This is a genomic window from Bacillus sp. MZGC1, assembly GCF_002998605.1.
Lineage (GTDB): Bacteria > Bacillota > Bacilli > Bacillales > Bacillaceae > Bacillus.
The window spans coordinates 158,044-176,164 of sequence record NZ_PVRE01000005.1 but is presented as its reverse complement, the minus strand read 5'-3'; the positions used below and the strand labels follow the sequence as shown (position 1 = coordinate 176,164).

The window sequence follows — 18,121 nt, the reverse complement described above, 5'->3', positions numbered from 1 at the left end:
AGACATGTCACTGTTTGATCACAAAATTTCTGAATTAAAAGAGCTTTTACATAAAAAGGAACTGTCTGTTTCTGATTTAGTGGATGAGTCTTATAAACGAATCAATGAAGTAGACGGGAAAGTACAAGCATTCCTTGCACTGGACGAAGAGAAAGCTCGTGCGTATGCAAAGGAATTGGACGAGGCAGTTGGTGAAAAGGACGAGCTTGGTCTATTGTTCGGTATGCCAATCGGTGTGAAAGATAACATCGTCACAAAGGATTTACGTACAACAGCATCTAGTAAAATCCTGCAAAACTTTGATCCTATTTATGATGCAACGGTTGTCAATCGTCTGAGAGATGCGGAAGCAGTCACAATCGGTAAATTAAATATGGACGAATTTGCGATGGGATCTTCTACAGAGAACTCAGGCTACAAAGCAACGAAAAACCCGTGGAATTTAAACACTGTTCCAGGTGGATCAAGTGGTGGCTCAGCAGCTTCTGTTGCAGCAGGTGAAGTACCATTCTCACTTGGATCAGATACAGGCGGTTCGATTCGCCAGCCGGCATCATTCTGCGGAGTTGTGGGACTGAAGCCGACATATGGCCGTGTATCTAGATACGGTTTAATCGCATTTGCTTCATCATTAGATCAAATTGGGCCGATTACGCGTAACGTAGAGGACAACGCATACGTACTTCAAGCGATTGCTGGTGTCGATCAAATGGACGCAACGAGTGCAAATGTCGACGTGCCAGATTTTCTTTCTTCATTAACTGGAGACATCAAAGGCATGAAAATTGCAGTGCCAAAAGAATACCTTGGAGAAGGTGTTGGCGAGGAAGCAAAAGAGTCTGTTCTCAAAGCGTTAAAAGTATTAGAAGGACTTGGTGCAACATGGGAAGAAGTGTCTCTGCCGCATTCTAAATATGCGCTTGCGACTTACTACTTACTGTCTTCTTCAGAAGCATCTGCGAACCTTGCGCGCTTTGACGGCATCCGCTATGGCTACCGTACAGATAATGCCGACAACCTGATTGATTTATATAAAAATACACGTTCAGAAGGCTTTGGAAACGAAGTGAAACGCCGCATCATGCTTGGGACATTCGCTCTTAGCTCAGGATATTATGATGCATACTATAAGAAAGCACAAAAAGTCCGTACATTGATCAAAAAAGACTTCGAAGATGTTTTTGAAAAGTATGATGTCATTGTAGGGCCAACAACGCCAACTCCTGCATTTAACATTGGAGAAAAGACAAGCGATCCACTGACTATGTACGCGAACGATATTTTAACGATCCCTGTGAATCTTGCAGGCGTTCCAGGAATCAGTGTGCCTTGTGGATTTGCAAATGGTCTTCCGTTAGGACTGCAAATCATCGGCAAGCACTTTGATGAAGGAACGGTTTACCGCGTGGCTCACGCTTTCGAGCAAGCAACAGATCATCATAAAGCAAAACCTGAACTGTAAGGGGTGAATCAGAATGAACTTTGAAACGGTAATTGGACTTGAAGTCCACGTTGAGCTAAAAACACAATCGAAAATTTTCTCCAGCTCGCCGACACCTTTTGGTGCAGCTGCCAACACGCAAACAAGTGTCATTGACCTTGGATATCCTGGCGTACTGCCTGTATTGAACAAAGAAGCGGTAAACTTTGCGATGAAAGCGGCCATGGCGCTGAACTGTGAGATCGCAACAGATACAAAATTTGACCGTAAAAACTACTTCTATCCTGATAACCCAAAGGCGTATCAAATCTCTCAATTTGATAAACCGATCGGTGAAAACGGCTGGATTGAAATTGAAGTAGAAGGCAAAACAAAACGAATCGGTATTACGCGTCTCCATTTGGAAGAGGATGCAGGTAAACTGACGCACACAGGCGACGGGTATTCACTAGTCGATTTCAACCGTCAAGGCACACCGCTTGTTGAAATCGTATCTGAGCCAGACATTCGCACTCCAGAAGAAGCGTATGCGTACTTAGAAAAACTAAAATCCATTATTCAATATACAGGCGTTTCTGACTGTAAGATGGAAGAAGGCTCACTTCGCTGTGATGCCAATATTTCACTTCGTCCGATCGGCCGTGAAGAGTTTGGAACGAAAACAGAGCTCAAGAACTTGAACTCGTTTGCTTTCGTACAAAAAGGTCTTGAATTCGAAGAGAAACGCCAAGAGCAAGTATTGCTATCTGGCGGGTTGATCGAACAGGAAACGCGCCGCTATGACGAAGCGTCTAAAAAGACGATCCTTATGCGTGTCAAAGAGGGCTCAGATGATTACCGCTACTTCCCAGAACCAGATTTGGTGGAGCTGTACATTGATGACGAGTGGAAAGAACGCGTAAGAGCATCCATTCCAGAGCTTCCAGACGAGCGCCGCAAACGCTACATCGATGAGCTTGGACTTCCTGCATATGATGCCATGGTGCTGACGCTGACAAAAGAAATGTCTGATTTCTTTGAAGCAACCATTTCAGAAGGTGCAGAAGCGAAGCAAGCTTCAAACTGGCTGATGGGTGAAGTATCTGCCTACTTAAACTCAGCTCAAAAAGAGCTGGAAGATACTAAGCTAACGCCGCAAGGCCTGGCTGGTATGATCAATCTCATCGAAAAAGGAACGATTTCTTCTAAGATTGCCAAAAAGGTATTCAAAGAGCTCATTGAAAATGGAGGAGACGCAGAAACAATCGTCAAAGAAAAAGGACTTGTCCAAATTTCTGACGAAGGTGCACTGCTCAAACTTGTCACAGAAGCACTTGATAACAACCCGCAATCCATCGAAGACTTTAAAAATGGAAAAGACCGCGCGATTGGTTTCTTAGTCGGACAAATCATGAAAGCATCGAAGGGACAAGCAAACCCGCCGATGGTCAACAAGATTCTCCTAGAAGAAATCAAAAAACGCTAAATAGCAAAAACCGCCTCATGAGAAGAGGCGGTTTTTTTGCTTGAAAGGACAGGGTCTTATCATAGATTCAGACCACCGCCGTATATCAATTCGGAGATTCTTTTCTTATAATGAAGTATAAGCGAAAGTGCACATTCGAAGGGGGATAAAGGTGAACTAACCGGAAAAACAGCACGTAATATTATTGAAGAAACAGCTTCAATTGTTCCACTACTTTTAAGACAGCAGGGTCCTCACACTTTTCTAAATTCGTCAGCATCCCTTGAATGACTGGCTTACGAGGCTCAGTTTTCACCAGTTCTTCTTCAATGACTTCAATGGATACAAGGGTATCATCAGAAAGCAGATGCTCAAGCTTTAACAAACGAAGCTCCTCTTGAAGGGAAGCAGCACTCGGCGCTTCATCGTCCCAAATGGTCTGCTTCAGGATCGGTTTCGTCTGAGAACGAAGCAAGCCTTGGACCAAATCATCGAATCGTTCGAGTATAAAGGAAGAGAGCTCATCAAATGATAATTGCATCTGATCTTGTAAAAGCAGGACCTGCACATACGATTGGATGATTCCTTGAATCATGACTGACAGGTCAGTTATATATGGCTCGATCTCCTGTCCATAAGTGGTCAAGATGGAAATTTGAATTTCATCATTCATTTGCTTTTTCACTGTTTTTGAATACTTTTTAATTTGCTGGTTTTCTGGAATAATGTTCTCGCTGAGGATCAAAATGATAAAATCCTTGTTCTCAGCAAAATGCTGAAACTGTTCAGCGATTTGTTTCTGGAAGATCTTTCTCGGCGCGAGATGCTGATTCTCTTTTCGAATCGTTTCAATACTTTGCATAGAAGTGTCGATATAATATTCAAAGGCTCGATTGAAAAGCTGTTCTTTTGATTTGAAATGTAAATAAAATGCGCCTTTTGATATTCCGCACTCATCTGCAATTTCCTGAATGGTCGTAGAAGAAAAACCCTTTTTCGCAAACAACTGGATGCTTGCTTTAATGATTTTTTCTTTTTTTTCGTTCATGAAATAAGGCCCCTTCAGCTTTAGAATGTTACGTCAAACGCAAGTGAAATGGTTGACGGCATTGTATATCACCGTTTATTATGATATAGAATGACCAGTCAGTCAATACATAAAGGAAAATGGAGGACATAATGAATTCGATCATCAATTTTGTATTAAAGAATAAGTTCGCTGTATGGCTCATGACGATTATCGTAACAGTTGCTGGTCTATATGCCGGATTGAATATGAAACAAGAATCAATCCCGAATATCAACACTCCAGTCATTACGGTTTCTACAACGTATCCTGGCGCAACGCCGGACGAAGTATCAGATAAGGTGACCGACCCAATTGAGAAGTCTATTCAAAACCTCAACGGAGTCAATGTGGTCACATCCAATTCATTTGAAAATGCCTCATCTATTCAAGTCGAGTACGACTATAACAAAGACATGGATGAAGCAAAGAAGGAAATTGAAGATGCGATTAGCAATATCAATTTTCCGGAAAATGCAGAAAAACCAAAAATTGCACGCTTTAGCATCAACGCGATTCCAATCTTAGCACTCAGCGTCTCTGGTGATAAAGAATCACTAGAAGACCTTACACAGAAAGTAGAAAACGACCTTGTTCCTTCTCTTGAAGGATTAAACGGTGTCTCTTCTGTCGAAGCTTCAGGACAGCAAATCAAAGAAGTAGAATTTTCTTTTAAACAAAAGAAATTGAAAGAATACGGTTTAGATGAAGAAACCGTCCAAAACATGATCAAAGGCTCTGATGTCAACGTACCATTAGGTCTATACACATTTGGCAACAAACAAAAATCAGTTGTCGTGGACGGCAATATTTTAAGCGTCAAAGATTTGAAAAACATGCGAATCCCTGTCACACCAAGTGCAAGCGGCGGTGCTGGAAGCGCTGGAGCTGGGGCACCATCCAGCGGCACTGAAAACCCAGGTGCGCAAGGTGCAGAGCAGCAGGCTGGAAATGCTAGTCAGCAGCAAGCAGCAGCTCAGCAGCAAACTGGTGGAGGAGCAGCAAGCGGTCAATCTGTAGAGCTGCCGACGATCAAGCTTTCTGAAATTGCGGATATTAAAGTAGTAAAAGATGCAGAATCGATCTCTAGAACGAATGGAAAAGACAGCATCGGTCTGCAAATTGTCAAAGGCTCTGATGCCAATACCGTGAGTGTGGCAGAAGAAGTGACAAAAGAGCTTGAGAAATTCAAAAAAGACAACAAAGGAATCAAAGTAAGCACGACATATGATCAAGCAGAGCCGATTAAAGAGTCTGTCAGCACAATGCTAAACAAGGCAATCATCGGAGCAATCTTTGCGATCATTATCATTATGTTGTTCCTTCGAGATATCAAATCAACATTAATCTCGGTCATCTCCATTCCGTTATCTCTGTTGATTGCTGTTTTATTATTAAATCAGCTTGATATTACATTAAATATCATGACACTTGGTGCCATGACCGTCGCCATTGGACGTGTGGTCGATGACTCGATTGTGGTCATAGAAAATATCTATCGACGAATGGCGTTAAAGGATGAACCGTTAAAAGGCAAAGCACTCGTCAGAGAAGCCACAAAAGAAATGTTTATCCCGATCATGTCTTCGACAATTGTGACCATTGCGGTATTCTTACCGTTAGCATTAGTAGGTGGAATGATTGGTGAACTATTCATCCCATTTGCCCTAACGATTGTGTTTGCTTTACTTGCTTCACTGCTTGTCGCCATTACGATTGTTCCAATGATGGCACACAGTCTATTTAAAAAGAACCTGTACGGCACAGCGAAAAAGGTAAAAGAGCATAAACCAAGCAAGCTTGCTGGCGGTTATAGACGTGTACTCAATTGGACACTGAACCATAAATGGATCACATCAGGAATTGCCATTCTTATGCTTGTTGGAAGCTTATTCTTAGCACCACTTGTCGGTGTCAGCTTCTTACCACAGCAAGCAGATAAGACGGCGATGGTGACATATACACCTGAACCTGGACAAACGAGAGAACAAGCAATCGATGAAACGAAAAAAGCAGAAGAATACTTGATCAAACGTGACCATGTCAATACTGTTCAATATTCACTAGGTTCTTCAAATGCGCTTACAGCAAGTGTAGGCGGTAACTCGAACGGTGCGTTATTCTTCGTACAATATGATGAAGACACGCCAAACTTTGATAAAGAAAAAGATAAAGTGGTCAAAGCCCTGCAAGACAAAACGTCTAAAGGGGAATGGAAATCACAAGACTTCTCATCTGCTGGCGCAAGCAATACAGTAACGTACTATGTCTACGGTGACAAAGTAAGCGATATTGAAGGCACAGTAAAAGATGTCGAGAACATCTTAAAAGATGAGAAAAACTTAAAAAATGTCAGCACAAGCTTATCTGAGAAATACGATGAATATACGTTTAATGCAGATCAAGAAAAACTGGCGAAGCTGGGTCTAACTGCTTCACAAATCGCTCAAGCGATTGCTCCTCAAAATAGTGAAACAACACTGACGAAAGTCACAGAGGACGGCAAAGAACTTGATGTGAAGCTTCAAACCGAAAAAGACGAATATAAGAGCAAAAAAGATTTAGAAAATAAAAAGATCACAACACCAACAGGACAAGAAGTCCGGATTGGTGATGTCGTAAAAGTAAAAGATGGTACGACAGCAAATACGGTGACAAAACGTGATGGAAAAATCTACGCAGAAGTGTCTGGTGACATGACAACAGACAACGTCTCAAGTGTGACACAGGATGTTCAGAAGAAAGTCGACAAGCTTGATGTGAAGTCTGGCGTAACGATTGACACAGGCGGCGTAAGTGCGGATATTGAGGAATCCTTTACACAGCTTGGACTTGCAATGCTTGCAGCGATTGCCATTGTGTACCTCGTTCTCGTCATCACATTTGGCGGAGGTCTTGCACCATTTGCGATTCTGTTCTCCCTTCCATTTACGATTATTGGCGCACTCGTTGGATTGTTTTTAGCAAAAGAAACCATCAGCTTAAACGCCATGATTGGATTGCTCATGCTGATCGGGATCGTTGTGACAAATGCCATTGTGCTGATTGACCGCGTCATTCATAAAGAAAAAGAAGGTCTTTCAACAAGAGAAGCTTTACTTGAAGCAGGTACAATAAGATTACGTCCAATCTTAATGACTGCACTTGCGACGATCGGTGCACTGCTGCCACTCGCATTAGGATTTGAAGGCGGAAGCCAGATCGTATCAAAAGGACTTGGCGTGACCGTGATCGGCGGTTTAACAAGTTCTACACTTCTCACATTGGTCATCGTCCCAATCGTGTATGAAATTTTAAGCAAGTTCAGACGTAAGAAAAAGTACGCTGAAGAAGAATAAGAGGGAGCCCCGCTCATTGGCGGGGCTTTCAGCGTCTAGACAAACCCTCATTCCTTGTCAGTCCTGTGCTCCGGTGCTCACGAATGTTCAATTCGCTCCGCTCCGGTGCTCGTCCTTCCTAGACTTCAAAGGTTTTCTATCACGCTGAAAAAAGACAAAGGACTAAAATAAAGATCATTTTAGCCCTTTGTCAATAATCTGGAATCCCCGCTCATTAGCGGGGATTTTTTATGTTGAAATCTGACAAACAGCTTTTCTCATGAGCTCTTCAAATGCTTGGAAAAAGGCATCACGATCGACATGGTCAATCACTTGTATTGACTTTCCATCTGGATGTTCTTCTGTACGTCCTTGCTTTGGCGTCTCGGTATAAACGATCGCGCCCACTTCCTTTGAACGGGTAAATGATGAAGAAGCAAGTGTCATCGTTGTCAGCACGTCCCATAGGTAATAGGTCGAATTCGTTTCATGATGAATGAGCGGTGGACAAAAGGCGTAGCACTGACCAATAAAATCAATTCCAATGTGAGAACGAAGGGAAGCCCAGCGCTGACGCACATCAAGTGTAAGCGGAACTTGATTCGTGCTTTCAAGTGCGACCATTTCAATAGGAAAGCGTTCCTTGAAGACAGTGCTAACAGCATAAGGATCCCAAAATGCATTCCATTCTGCTGTCCCATCATGCTCGGGTTCCTCAACATTGCCTTTTTCAAGAAACGTACCGCCCATCCACACCAATTTTTCAATTTTATTAGAGATTGAAGGATCTTCTTCTAAGGCGCGAGCAAGGTCTGTGAGCGGACCTGTAAAGAGGAGCGTGACAGGTTCTGCTGCCTTTTTAACGGTTTCGATTAAATGAAGGTGTGCTGGAAGCTTGGACACTTTTGTATCTACAATGCCTTTCTCGTTTAGAATAGGTAAGGCATCTACATAAAAAGCATGCATGCGCCACTCTTTTGGAAAAGGATTGACGCCTCTAGAATTTGAAGCAGCGATTTCAATTTCATAGGGGCTAAATCGATCAATGATTTTTTGAGACGCACTGAGAGCAGGCTCTAAATAACAATCAGCAGGAATCACAGACGTCCCGATCACTTTCAGATGTTCCATTTGAAGGAGAAGAAATAACGAGACGAGGTCATCAACACCGCCATCATGATTAAAATAGACAGGCTTTTTCATCGCATACCATCCTTTAGAGCGTTTTCTTTTATCTTATCAGAATGCTTTCTTGTTGAGTGAAATGTGACAGGAGATTTCTCATATTAGCTGGTTGTTCTGTTGCCATTTTCAAATCTCATAGTATAATTAAAGGTTGTTAGTGGTGAAAATAGATTGCATAATGAATATAGGATGATGATGAATGAAACGTGCTCGAATTATATACAATCCGACATCTGGGCGTGAACTCTTCAAGAAGAATTTGCCGCAGGTTTTGCAAAAATTTGAACAAGCTGGCTATGAAACATCTTGTCATGCAACTACATGTGCAGGAGATGCGACACAAGCAGCTGAAAAAGCTGCACAGAGAGACTTTGATTTAATTGTAGCAGCAGGTGGAGACGGCACGATCAATGAAGTCGTCAACGGACTAGCACCGCTTGAAAAAAGACCAAAACTAGGAATCATTCCTGTTGGAACAACAAATGACTTCGCAAGAGCACTTGGCATTCCACGAGAAGGTGTTTTAAAAGCGACAGATGCCATTATTGATGGTGTAGCGAAGCCGCTTGATATCGGTAAAGTCAACGGCCATTATTTTATTAATATTGCAGGCGGCGGCCGGTTAACAGAGCTCACTTATGAAGTGCCTAGTAAGCTGAAGACAATGCTTGGACAGCTTGCTTATTATTTAAAAGGCATGGAGATGCTTCCTTCTATCCGCCCGACAGAAGTCGAAATTGAATATGACGGCAAATTGTTTCATGGAGAAATCATGCTGTTTCTTGTTTCACTCACAAATTCAGTAGGCGGCTTTGAAAAGCTAGCGCCAGATTCCATTTTAGATGATGGAATGTTTGACCTGATTATTTTAAAGAAGGTCAATTTAGCAGAAGCCATTCGAGTAGTCAGCCTTGCACTGCGAGGCGAGCATATTCATGATAACAATGTCATCTACGCAAAAGCGAATCGCGTGAAGGTAGATGTAAAAGATAAAATGCAATTAAATTTAGATGGCGAATTCGGCGGCATGCTGCCAGGTGAATTTGAAAACCTGTATCGTCATATAGAATTTATAGTGCCAAAAGCAACAGCTGAAAAAATAGGGTAGAGATTGAACTTGGTTCCTTATGGCGCCAAGTTTTTCTTTGCAAATGAGGTGATAAAATTGGTGAAAATGAAACCGCCTGTTGAAAAGAATGAATACTACAATGTAACCTTCGAAGACTTAACGCACGAAGGTGCAGGTGTAGCGAAAATTGAAGGGTTCCCTGTCTTTGTACCGAATGCCCTTCCTGACGAACAAGGGAAAATCAAAGTCACACGTGTCAAAAAAGGATTTGCTTTTGGACGACTCATGGAGCTGACAAAGGAAAGTCAGCACAGGCAAGATGCGCCATGTCCTATCTACAAGCAGTGCGGAGGCTGTCAAATTCAGCATATGAGCTATGAAGGCCAGCTGCTATTTAAACAGAAACAAGTAAAGGACGTTTTAGAGCGGATCGGCAAGCTTGATATGAGCCGTGTAAAAGTTCATTCTGTACTAGGCATGGAAGACCCTTGGAATTACCGAAACAAAGCACAAGTTCCAGTTGGCGAACGGGAAGGCGGACTTGTTGCAGGATTTTATCAGCAGCGTACCCATGAAATCATCGATATGAAAAAATGTTTGATCCAGCAATCAGAAAATGACGAAGTGGTACAGGCGGTAAAAGACATATGCAATGCGTTTGGCATTAAAGCATATAACGAAGAGCGGCACAAAGGCTGGCTGCGTCATGTCATGGTTCGCTACGGTATTGCAACAGGTGAAATGATGGTTGTGTTTGTCACTAGAACGGCTGACTTTCCGCAAAAGCAGCAGGTGATTGAGCAGATTATAGCACGCGTCCCACATGTTCGGTCAATTGTGCAAAACGTGAATTCAAAGAAAACAAATGTCATTTTCGGAGATGAAACGACCGTTTTGTGGGGTGAAGAATACATTTATGACACGATTGGCGACATCAAATTTGCCATTTCAGCCCGCTCGTTTTATCAAGTGAACCCAGCTCAAACAAAAGTGCTTTACGACAAAGCGCTTGAATATGCAGAGCTGCAAGGTGAAGAAACCGTGATTGATGCGTATTGCGGAATCGGTACGATTTCCTTATTTCTCGCCCAAAAAGCAGGCAGAGTATATGGCGTAGAAATTGTGCCAGAAGCAATTGAAGACGCAAAACGCAACGCTGCCTTAAATGAGATCAACAACGTCGAATTCGCAGTCGGCGAAGCAGAAACCGTCATCCCAAATTGGTATAAAGAAGGCATCAAAGCAGACACCCTCGTCGTCGATCCGCCAAGAAAAGGCTGTGACGAAGCACTGCTTGACACCATTTTAAAGATGAAACCAAACCGAGTTGTGTATGTTTCCTGTAACCCCGGGACGCTTGCTCGTGATTTGCGTATTCTTGAAGAAGGCGGGTATGTGACAGAGGAAGTGCAGCCTGTGGATATGTTTCCGCATACGAGTCATGTGGAGTGTGTGGCAAGTCTTGTGATTAATCATTAATGTATTGAAAGACATCCCGATTTCGAGAAAAACATCGATATCAGGATGATGCATAGGCTTTCTGCTGATAGCATCTATGGTCCAAAGATTAAAGCAGCAGTGTTAGAAAAGCGGTATAAAATAATATCTATGAGTAAATAGCCCCCTGTCCTTTATTGGATGGGGGGCTATTCTTCTATGTTCTTTTGATTTTTTTGATCAATCGCAGAGGATATAATATCAAGTCCGATGTATAAGAAACTAACAAAGAAAGATAAAATCAATACACCATTTCCCCATATAGAAACTTCAATTTTCTCCAAATTTAGTACATATTTAATCGAGAAGTAAATAAGAGCCCACGAAGCAAAAAATTCTAAAATATAAATCATCCATATTGGGACCTTCAACAAAAAAATGATTCCTTTCCCTATAAATAAAACGATAAATGACCAAAAAATCACAATGATGCTAACTAACAACGAGAAGGTAATCAAAGAGAAAAATGAATCATAAGTGATGTATTCACCGAAAAGAAAATTCACTCCCAATGAGACTAGATAAAGCATAACAGTTGGAAGGGCAATAACGAAACTTAGGGAAAAAAATATTAGTAAAATAAGAAGAACGGCAGCAATAGCGCCAGGGGCTTCATCTACAACGTTTTTCTTTCTGAAAAAAGTATAGAGTATGATAGACACTAAAAGGAGTATTAAAAAAGTCAATGAAATCACGTAAGAAAAAGACATGAATACCTCCATAAAAAAGCGCTATTAGAAACTAATAGCACTTATTGTTTATTTAAACAAGATTAATAATGAATTTTGCCAAAGTTTTAGTAACATCTCTAGGAGAGCCTATTTAAGCATTAGTGAACTGTTTTTCTGTCCACTTTTCCCCTTTATCCATTACTTTTGCGATTTGGCAGAATTCTTTCTGATCTAAGCAGCAACTTTTAAGAAAAACCAGTGAAATATTTCTAAAATTCGTATAGGTCTTTTAAGAAAATCACTCTTATTATGCAATACACAAAAATTGTAACAAAAACCATATTAAGAATGAATTGTATCTTAGTACTGTATTTTATATAACGTGATATATTTTGAATAGAGAATATCTAAAGTTGAAAAAGTTAAGTATCAGTTTAACAATTTTTTCTGTGTTATTCGCTGCCGGTTGGTCGCTTGATAAAATCATTACTTCTAATACTTATCATGTAACAGAAAAGGCAATTACAATTTAAAAAGCCCCTGCATAGGGCTTTTTTATTTGAATATCTTTTTTATTAGTTTGCCAGATGCATTACCTGCTGCCCGTCGCATGACACGTTTTCCAGTAGTACCTTTTTGAACGGCGTTTACGTCTTCTCAAATTTTTGATATTTTATAAAGTGCTGATAGCATTTTGTTAATGTTCATTTTATGCTCCTTTTGCATTGAATCCTTACTAAAGTATATAATGATAAAAATTGCTGAAAGATTTTATAGAAGAAACATGCCCTTTAAGGCGCTATGTCATGAGAGGAATTGGATGAAAGATGAGTAAAAATTTCTGGCGTGATTTACCACGGCCATTTTTTATATTAGCACCAATGGAAGAAGTGACAGATGTTGTGTTTCGTCATGTTGTGAGTGAGGCGGCGAGACCTGATGTGTTTTTTACAGAGTTCACGAACAGCGAGAGCTATTGCCATCCGGATGGTATTCAAAGTGTGAAGGGGCGTTTAACCTTTACAGAGGATGAACAGCCGATTGTTGCTCATATTTGGGGAGACAAGCCTGAGAACTTTAGACAAATGAGCATTGGAATGGCGGAGTTAGGATTTCAGGGGCTTGATATTAATATGGGCTGTCCTGTCCCGAATGTCACTCAAAATGGGAAGGGCAGTGGATTGATTCTACGCCCAGATGTTGCGGCAGAGCTGATTCAAGCGGCAAAAGCTGGGGGACTGCCTGTCAGTGTGAAAACAAGACTTGGTTTTACAGAAATCGATGAATGGCGCGATTGGCTTAGACACATTTTGGAGCAAGACATTGTGAACTTATCGATCCATCTTCGTACTAGAAAGGAAATGAGCCAGGTGGATGCGCATTGGGAGCTTATTCCTGAGATTATAAAACTGCGTGATGAAGTAGCACCTGATACTCTTTTGACCATCAATGGTGATATTCCTGATCGTCAAACGGGCTTAAAGCTCGCTGAGCAGTATGGAGTGGACGGAGTGATGATTGGGCGCGGGATTTTCCATAATCCATTTGCCTTTGAAAAAGAACAGAAGGAGCATACGAGTGATGAGCTGCTAGGCCTTTTAAGGTTGCATCTTGATCTACATGATCAATATTCATCACTAGGCTTGCGTCCATTCAAGGCACTGCACCGTTTCTTTAAGATTTATGTGAAAGGATTCAGAGGAGCGAGTTTCCTAAGAAATCAATTAATGAACACATCATCAACAGATGAAGTGCGTGCAATGCTGGATGAATTTGAAGCGAGAAATAAAGAACAATAACGATTGAAAAGAGGAGGAGAAGCCCTTCTCTTTTTTCTATGAATAGGACTATTAAACTAGTCGTCTCAAATGGTAAGATAAGATAGAAATAACAATTGGAGGTATTTTATTTGAAATCATTTTGGGATAAAGACAGAGAAAGTGAAGAGACATTTAAGAAAATCAATGAGAAAGGAATTGCAAAAGCGGAAAAGAAGCTAGGCGTCATCCTGCCTGATACATATAAGAAACTTATTCTTGAACAAAATGGCGGTTATACCTTGCATAATGCTTTTCCAACGGACCAGCCGAATGGATGGGCAGAGGATCATGTGTCATTTGATCATTTAAGAGGAATTGCTAAAAATGAAGGCATTATGGATAGTGATTATTTAATAGAAGAATGGGAATTGCCTGAGGGACTTGTGCTGCTTTGTGGGGATGGTCATACGTGGATTGCATTGGATTACAGAGTAACAAAGGAGCATCCGCCAATTCATTACTTTGATCTAGAATATGAGACGGATTTCAAATTAGCGGATTCGTTTGATGAATTGCTTGCTGGGCATTATACTGCTGAATAACATTGAGCAGTCATCACTTATTTCAGAAAAATATTTTGGTGTTTTTTGAGAGAGACAAAAGTGTCTCTCTTTTTTATGAAGCAAAATGAATTATTTCACCACTTCACCCCAAAACTGTACCTGTTATTTTTAAGTCCTATTATTCAATTGGTTCCTTTTCCACTCACTAAATTTTCTGACGATAATATCTACCACAATGTAAAATGGCAGAAAGCTGGAGTTGTCCACTTTGTTATACAAAGGAAACGGGGTGCTGCTTACATAGATGTTAAACATGGCATTTTGCGCAAGGAGGTTATTCCTCAATGTGGTCATGCTGATAAATTTGATATGTCTCGTTTTCACCAATTGAATGATTTGATCTAAATTCTTCGATTCGCCTGATAAAGAAATGATAAATAAAAGGTCATCCTCACCAAATTCAACGATTCCATCTGTTAAGTCTCGCTTACTTCGTAAAACTTGAGATTTCTTATGCAGTGACCATAACTGTCGTTGTACATCATTGGCCAAATCGAGCTGAGCTGTTCCTGTACCATAAATATAAATATACGGTGCGCGATCAATCAGTTGATTTAATTGATGAAAGTCCAGCTGTTCCATATATTTCCTTGTCTGCTGGATATCTTGATCGAGCAGCTTCATTAAATCTTGTGTTGTTTCTTCAGTATGATTATTCAATTTCACATAAGACTTTAAGTCACTGTAGCCGTCGAAGCCTATTTTCTTGGCAAGCCGATGGATGGATGAGATGGAAGTATGAGCATAATGAGCAAGATCCTGAATTTTCATTGTCTTCATTTCTTCAAGGTGATCGTGAATCGTTTTAATAATGTGCAGATCATTCTTATTTAAATCTTCGAAGTATTCATTTACCAACTTGTCCAATATCATGCGATGTGCCCTCCAACATGAAAATATTTTCTTCCTGTGAAAATATAATCTAATGTTACAACTTGATTTCTAAATACGTCAAACCTATTGGTTTTTGAAAGCGCTCCCTTTACAGTGGTCTTATGGATCAAACAAAGGGGTTATGCTTATGAATGCAATCAAGCGATTTGGTAGTGCTATGGTAGTTCCTGTACTTTTATTCGCGTTTTTTGGTATTGTTGTAGGCCTTGCGACTTTATGTAAGAATCCAGCGATTATGGGGGAAATGGCTGCAGAAGATACGATGTGGTATAAGGTTTGGGCACTGATTGAAAGCGGGGGATGGACGATTTTCAATCATATGGAGCTGGCATTTGTGATTGGCTTGCCCATCTCTCTTGCAAAAAAAGCGCAAGCACGTGCTACGCTCGCAGCTTTGATGATTTATCTTGTGTTTAACAATTATATTCATGCTATTTTGACACTTTGGCCGTCCACTTTTGGTGTTGATTTATCGCAAGGTGTCGAGAATGTAGCGGGTGTAAAAGAAATTGCGGGTATACCTACGCTCGATACAAGTATCATTGGTGCGGTTATGATATCTGGAATCGTGATTTGGATCCATAATCGTTTTTATGATCAAAAGCTGCCTGAAATGCTCGGGATTTTCCAGGGGCTTGTATTTGTTGTCATCATCGGATTCTTTGTGATGATTCCTATTGCTTTTATCGTTGCTTTTGTATGGCCCTATGTTCAGCAAGGGATTCAATCTCTCCAAGGGTTCATGTCACAGTCCGGTTATATTGGTGTATGGCTGTTTCATTTCTTGGAAAGGGTGTTAATTCCAACAGGACTTCACCATTTTATTTATACACCTTTTGAGTTTGGTCCAGCTGCTGTAAATGGGGGGTTAAAACCATATTGGATTGCTCACTTAAATGAATTTGCGACCTCAACTTCCGATTTGAAAGATCTTTATCCATACGGATTTTTACTGCATGGAAATATTAAGATGTTCGGCTGTTTAGGGATAGCTCTAGCGATGTATTTTTCTACCCCGAATGAAAATAGAAAAAAGGTTTTGGCATTGGTGTTACCCGCCACATTAACAGCAATATTTGCCGGAATTACAGAACCACTTGAATTTACATTTCTATTTCTCGCGCCTTATTTATTTGTCATACATGCACTTCTTGGAGCCACCATGGTGACAATCATGAATATGTTTGGTGTTGTCGGAATGATGGGTTCCGGGCTTATTGAGATAGCTGCATTGAACTGGATTCCGCTCTCTTCAAATCATGGAGGGATTTATCTGATCCAAGCCATGATTGGATGTCTATTTACAGCATTGTATTTTGTCATATTTAGATGGATGATTGTGAAATTTGATATTCCATTACCAGGACGAAAACATGAGGAGGAGACGAGGCTATTTACAAAACAAGATTATGAGAGTCATAAAAAAGCTCATGATAAAAAAGAAGCGCCCGTTTATGAGTCTGAGTATGAAGAGAAAGCCGTTTATTTCTTAGAAGGCCTTGGCGGTAAAGAAAACATTAAAGATGTGACAAACTGTGCCACGCGTCTGCGTATTACAGTGTTTGACCCTAGCTTGGTGAAAGATAGGGAATACTTTACAAAAAATAAACGGGCACACGGAATGGCTAAGAGTGGTCAAAGCATTCAAATCATTGTTGGCTTAAGTGTACCGCAAGTGAGAGAGTCGTTTGAGACAAAACTTTCATTAGATTGAAAAAGGAGCTGGATATCATGAAAAAAACATTTAATATTACCATTGCTGGAGGCGGAAGTACATTTACACCAGGGATCATTTTGATGCTGTTAGACTATCTAGAGGAGTTCCCAATTCATACAATTAAACTCTATGATAATGATGAAGCTAGACAAAAAACGATTGCAGATGCATGTGAGATTATGTTAAAAGAACGAGCACCAGAAGTGCGATTACTGGCAAGCACGGACCCAGAAGAAGCCTTTACTCAAGTCGATTTTGTGATGGCACATATCCGTGTCGGCAAATATGCAATGCGTGAATTAGATGAGAAAATTCCATTGAAGCATGGAGTCGTCGGACAGGAAACATGCGGTCCAGGCGGAATAGCTTATGGAATGCGGTCCATTCCAGGTGTATTAGAACTTGTCGATTATATGGAAAAATACTCACCTGAAGCTTGGATGTTAAACTATTCTAACCCTGCAGCGATAGTAGCAGAGGCAACACGTAAGCTAAGACCGAATGCCAAGATTTTAAATATATGTGATATGCCAATTGGAATCGAAGAATTGATTGCAAAGAATTTAGGCTTAACTTCACGTAAAGAACTAGAAGTAGATTACTATGGTTTGAATCATTTTGGCTGGTGGACAGATATTAGAGATAAAGCAGGAAATAGCTTAATGCCTGAGGTGATTAAGCATGTAAGCCAGCATGGTTATGCAACAGATGGAACATCTGAACTAGAACAGCAGAAGAGCTGGAACAGCACGTTAAAAAAGGCTAAAGATATTCAAGCACTTGATCCAAAAACGGTACCGAATACGTATTTGAAATACTATCTATTTCCAGATGAAGAAGTGGTACATTCAAATATAGACTTCACGCGTGCCAATGAAGTGATGGAGGGGCGAGAAGCTTTTGTTTTTAGTGAATGTCAGGCCATCATTGATAAAGGGAGTGCGAAGGAAACAAAGCTAACCATCGATGAACACGCTTCCTATATCGTTGATTTAGCAAGAGCCATTGCTTTTAATAAAAAAGAACGGATGCTGATGATTGTAGAGAACAATGGCGCCATCATGAACTTTGACCCAACAGCCATGGTCGAAATTCCTTGTATCGTTGGCAGCAGCGGTCCAGAAAAATTAGTGGTTGGAGAAATTCCTAGATTTCAAAAAAGTCTCATGGAGCAGCAAGTTGGCGTAGAAAAATTAGTAGTAGAAGCATTTGAAGAAGGTTCCTATCAAAAACTATGGCAGGCCATCACATTATCGAAAACGGTGCCGAGTGCTAAAGTAGCAAAAGATATATTAGACGACTTAATTTTGGCAAATAAAGCTTTTTGGCCAGAGTTAACATAACATGAGAATAAGCAATATGGGCGTTACATCGCTCATATGCTTATTTGTTTTTTCAACCATGTATTCCGCTTTTTTTGTGATGGCGACAAAGCGG

The 18,121-nt window shown here is 40.7% G+C and carries 12 protein-coding genes and 1 pseudogene; 9 read left to right on the top strand and 4 right to left on the bottom strand.

Annotated features, from left to right (window positions below; all coding sequences use genetic code 11):
* The first annotated feature begins 4 nt into the window (after positions 1-4).
* Both gatA and gatB read left to right on the top strand, forming a co-directional pair.
* A complete protein-coding gene (gene gatA, locus C6Y06_RS15955; RefSeq protein WP_034664650.1) occupies positions 5-1,462 on the top strand; it encodes an Asp-tRNA(Asn)/Glu-tRNA(Gln) amidotransferase subunit GatA in 1,458 nt (485 codons plus the stop codon).
* Positions 1,463-1,475: 13 nt separating this feature from the next.
* Positions 1,476-2,906, top strand: a complete 1,431-nt coding sequence (gene gatB, locus C6Y06_RS15950) for an Asp-tRNA(Asn)/Glu-tRNA(Gln) amidotransferase subunit GatB (RefSeq protein WP_003214292.1) — start codon at positions 1,476-1,478, stop codon at positions 2,904-2,906.
* Positions 2,907-3,087: 181 nt separating this feature from the next.
* Here the strand turns inward: gatB and C6Y06_RS15945 are convergent, their stop codons facing one another.
* Positions 3,088-3,933: a TetR/AcrR family transcriptional regulator gene (locus C6Y06_RS15945; RefSeq protein ID WP_060595713.1), complete on the bottom strand. Its 846-nt coding sequence runs from the start codon at positions 3,931-3,933 to the stop codon at positions 3,088-3,090.
* Positions 3,934-4,064: 131 nt separating this feature from the next.
* On the opposite strand from C6Y06_RS15945, the gene C6Y06_RS15940 reads away from it, so the two are divergent.
* On the top strand, positions 4,065-7,289 hold the full coding sequence (locus C6Y06_RS15940) for an efflux RND transporter permease subunit (RefSeq protein ID WP_106037202.1): 3,225 nt from the start codon (positions 4,065-4,067) through the stop codon (positions 7,287-7,289).
* A gap of 228 nt (positions 7,290-7,517) precedes the next feature.
* Here C6Y06_RS15940 and C6Y06_RS15935 read toward each other — a convergent pair whose 3' ends face one another.
* A complete protein-coding gene (locus C6Y06_RS15935) occupies positions 7,518-8,471 on the bottom strand; it encodes a nucleoside hydrolase (protein ID WP_106031374.1) in 954 nt (317 codons plus the stop codon).
* Between the two features lie 181 nt (positions 8,472-8,652).
* Here C6Y06_RS15935 and C6Y06_RS15930 point away from each other — a divergent pair, with 181 nt between their 5' ends.
* Both C6Y06_RS15930 and rlmD read left to right on the top strand, forming a co-directional pair.
* Positions 8,653-9,561 carry a diacylglycerol kinase gene (locus C6Y06_RS15930; RefSeq protein ID WP_034664632.1) on the top strand — a complete coding sequence of 303 codons (909 nt, stop codon included), beginning with the start codon at positions 8,653-8,655 and terminating at the stop codon, positions 9,559-9,561.
* Between the two features lie 60 nt (positions 9,562-9,621).
* Positions 9,622-11,001 (top strand): 23S rRNA (uracil(1939)-C(5))-methyltransferase RlmD, encoded by a 1,380-nt coding sequence (gene rlmD / locus C6Y06_RS15925; RefSeq protein WP_106037246.1) that lies wholly within the window; start codon positions 9,622-9,624, stop codon positions 10,999-11,001.
* A gap of 167 nt (positions 11,002-11,168) precedes the next feature.
* Here rlmD and C6Y06_RS15920 read toward each other — a convergent pair whose 3' ends face one another.
* Positions 11,169-11,729, bottom strand: coding sequence for a hypothetical protein (locus tag C6Y06_RS15920; RefSeq protein WP_106037201.1), 561 nt, complete (start codon positions 11,727-11,729; stop codon positions 11,169-11,171).
* 788 nt (positions 11,730-12,517) lie between these two features.
* On the opposite strand from C6Y06_RS15920, the gene C6Y06_RS15915 reads away from it, so the two are divergent.
* Together C6Y06_RS15915 and C6Y06_RS15910 are read left to right on the top strand one after the other, a co-directional pair.
* Complete coding sequence (locus C6Y06_RS15915) at positions 12,518-13,489, top strand: tRNA dihydrouridine synthase (protein ID WP_060595718.1); 972 nt, start codon at positions 12,518-12,520, stop codon at positions 13,487-13,489.
* 110 nt (positions 13,490-13,599) lie between these two features.
* Positions 13,600-14,049: pseudogene (locus C6Y06_RS15910) on the top strand (SMI1/KNR4 family protein); the annotation flags it as partial.
* Positions 14,050-14,181: 132 nt separating this feature from the next.
* Here C6Y06_RS15910 and C6Y06_RS15905 read toward each other — a convergent pair.
* Complete coding sequence (locus tag C6Y06_RS15905; RefSeq protein ID WP_060595719.1) at positions 14,182-14,946, bottom strand: MurR/RpiR family transcriptional regulator; 765 nt, start codon at positions 14,944-14,946, stop codon at positions 14,182-14,184.
* A 148-nt stretch (positions 14,947-15,094) separates the two neighbouring features.
* On the opposite strand from C6Y06_RS15905, the gene C6Y06_RS15900 reads away from it, so the two are divergent.
* On the top strand, positions 15,095-16,681 hold the full coding sequence (locus tag C6Y06_RS15900) for an alpha-glucoside-specific PTS transporter subunit IIBC (protein WP_106037200.1): 1,587 nt from the start codon (positions 15,095-15,097) through the stop codon (positions 16,679-16,681).
* Positions 16,682-16,698: 17 nt separating this feature from the next.
* Complete coding sequence (locus C6Y06_RS15895; protein ID WP_106037199.1) at positions 16,699-18,027, top strand: 6-phospho-alpha-glucosidase; 1,329 nt, start codon at positions 16,699-16,701, stop codon at positions 18,025-18,027.
* Positions 18,028-18,121 lie beyond the last annotated feature (94 nt).

Excerpts from the sequence above, each read along its gene's own strand:
- gatA (WP_034664650.1), top strand. The coding sequence starts at position 5 with ATGTCACTGTTTGATCACAAAATTTCTGAATTAAAAGAGCTTTTACAT.
- gatB (WP_003214292.1), top strand. The coding sequence starts at position 1,476 with ATGAACTTTGAAACGGTAATTGGACTTGAAGTCCACGTTGAGCTAAAA.
- C6Y06_RS15945 (WP_060595713.1), bottom strand. The coding sequence starts at position 3,933 with ATGAACGAAAAAAAAGAAAAAATCATTAAAGCAAGCATCCAGTTGTTT.
- C6Y06_RS15940 (WP_106037202.1), top strand. The coding sequence starts at position 4,065 with ATGAATTCGATCATCAATTTTGTATTAAAGAATAAGTTCGCTGTATGG.
- C6Y06_RS15935 (WP_106031374.1), bottom strand. The coding sequence starts at position 8,471 with ATGAAAAAGCCTGTCTATTTTAATCATGATGGCGGTGTTGATGACCTC.
- C6Y06_RS15930 (WP_034664632.1), top strand. The coding sequence starts at position 8,653 with ATGAAACGTGCTCGAATTATATACAATCCGACATCTGGGCGTGAACTC.
- C6Y06_RS15920 (WP_106037201.1), bottom strand. The coding sequence starts at position 11,729 with ATGTCTTTTTCTTACGTGATTTCATTGACTTTTTTAATACTCCTTTTA.
- C6Y06_RS15915 (WP_060595718.1), top strand. The coding sequence starts at position 12,518 with ATGAGTAAAAATTTCTGGCGTGATTTACCACGGCCATTTTTTATATTA.
- C6Y06_RS15905 (WP_060595719.1), bottom strand. The coding sequence starts at position 14,946 with ATGATATTGGACAAGTTGGTAAATGAATACTTCGAAGATTTAAATAAG.
- C6Y06_RS15900 (WP_106037200.1), top strand. The coding sequence starts at position 15,095 with ATGAATGCAATCAAGCGATTTGGTAGTGCTATGGTAGTTCCTGTACTT.
- C6Y06_RS15895 (WP_106037199.1), top strand. The coding sequence starts at position 16,699 with ATGAAAAAAACATTTAATATTACCATTGCTGGAGGCGGAAGTACATTT.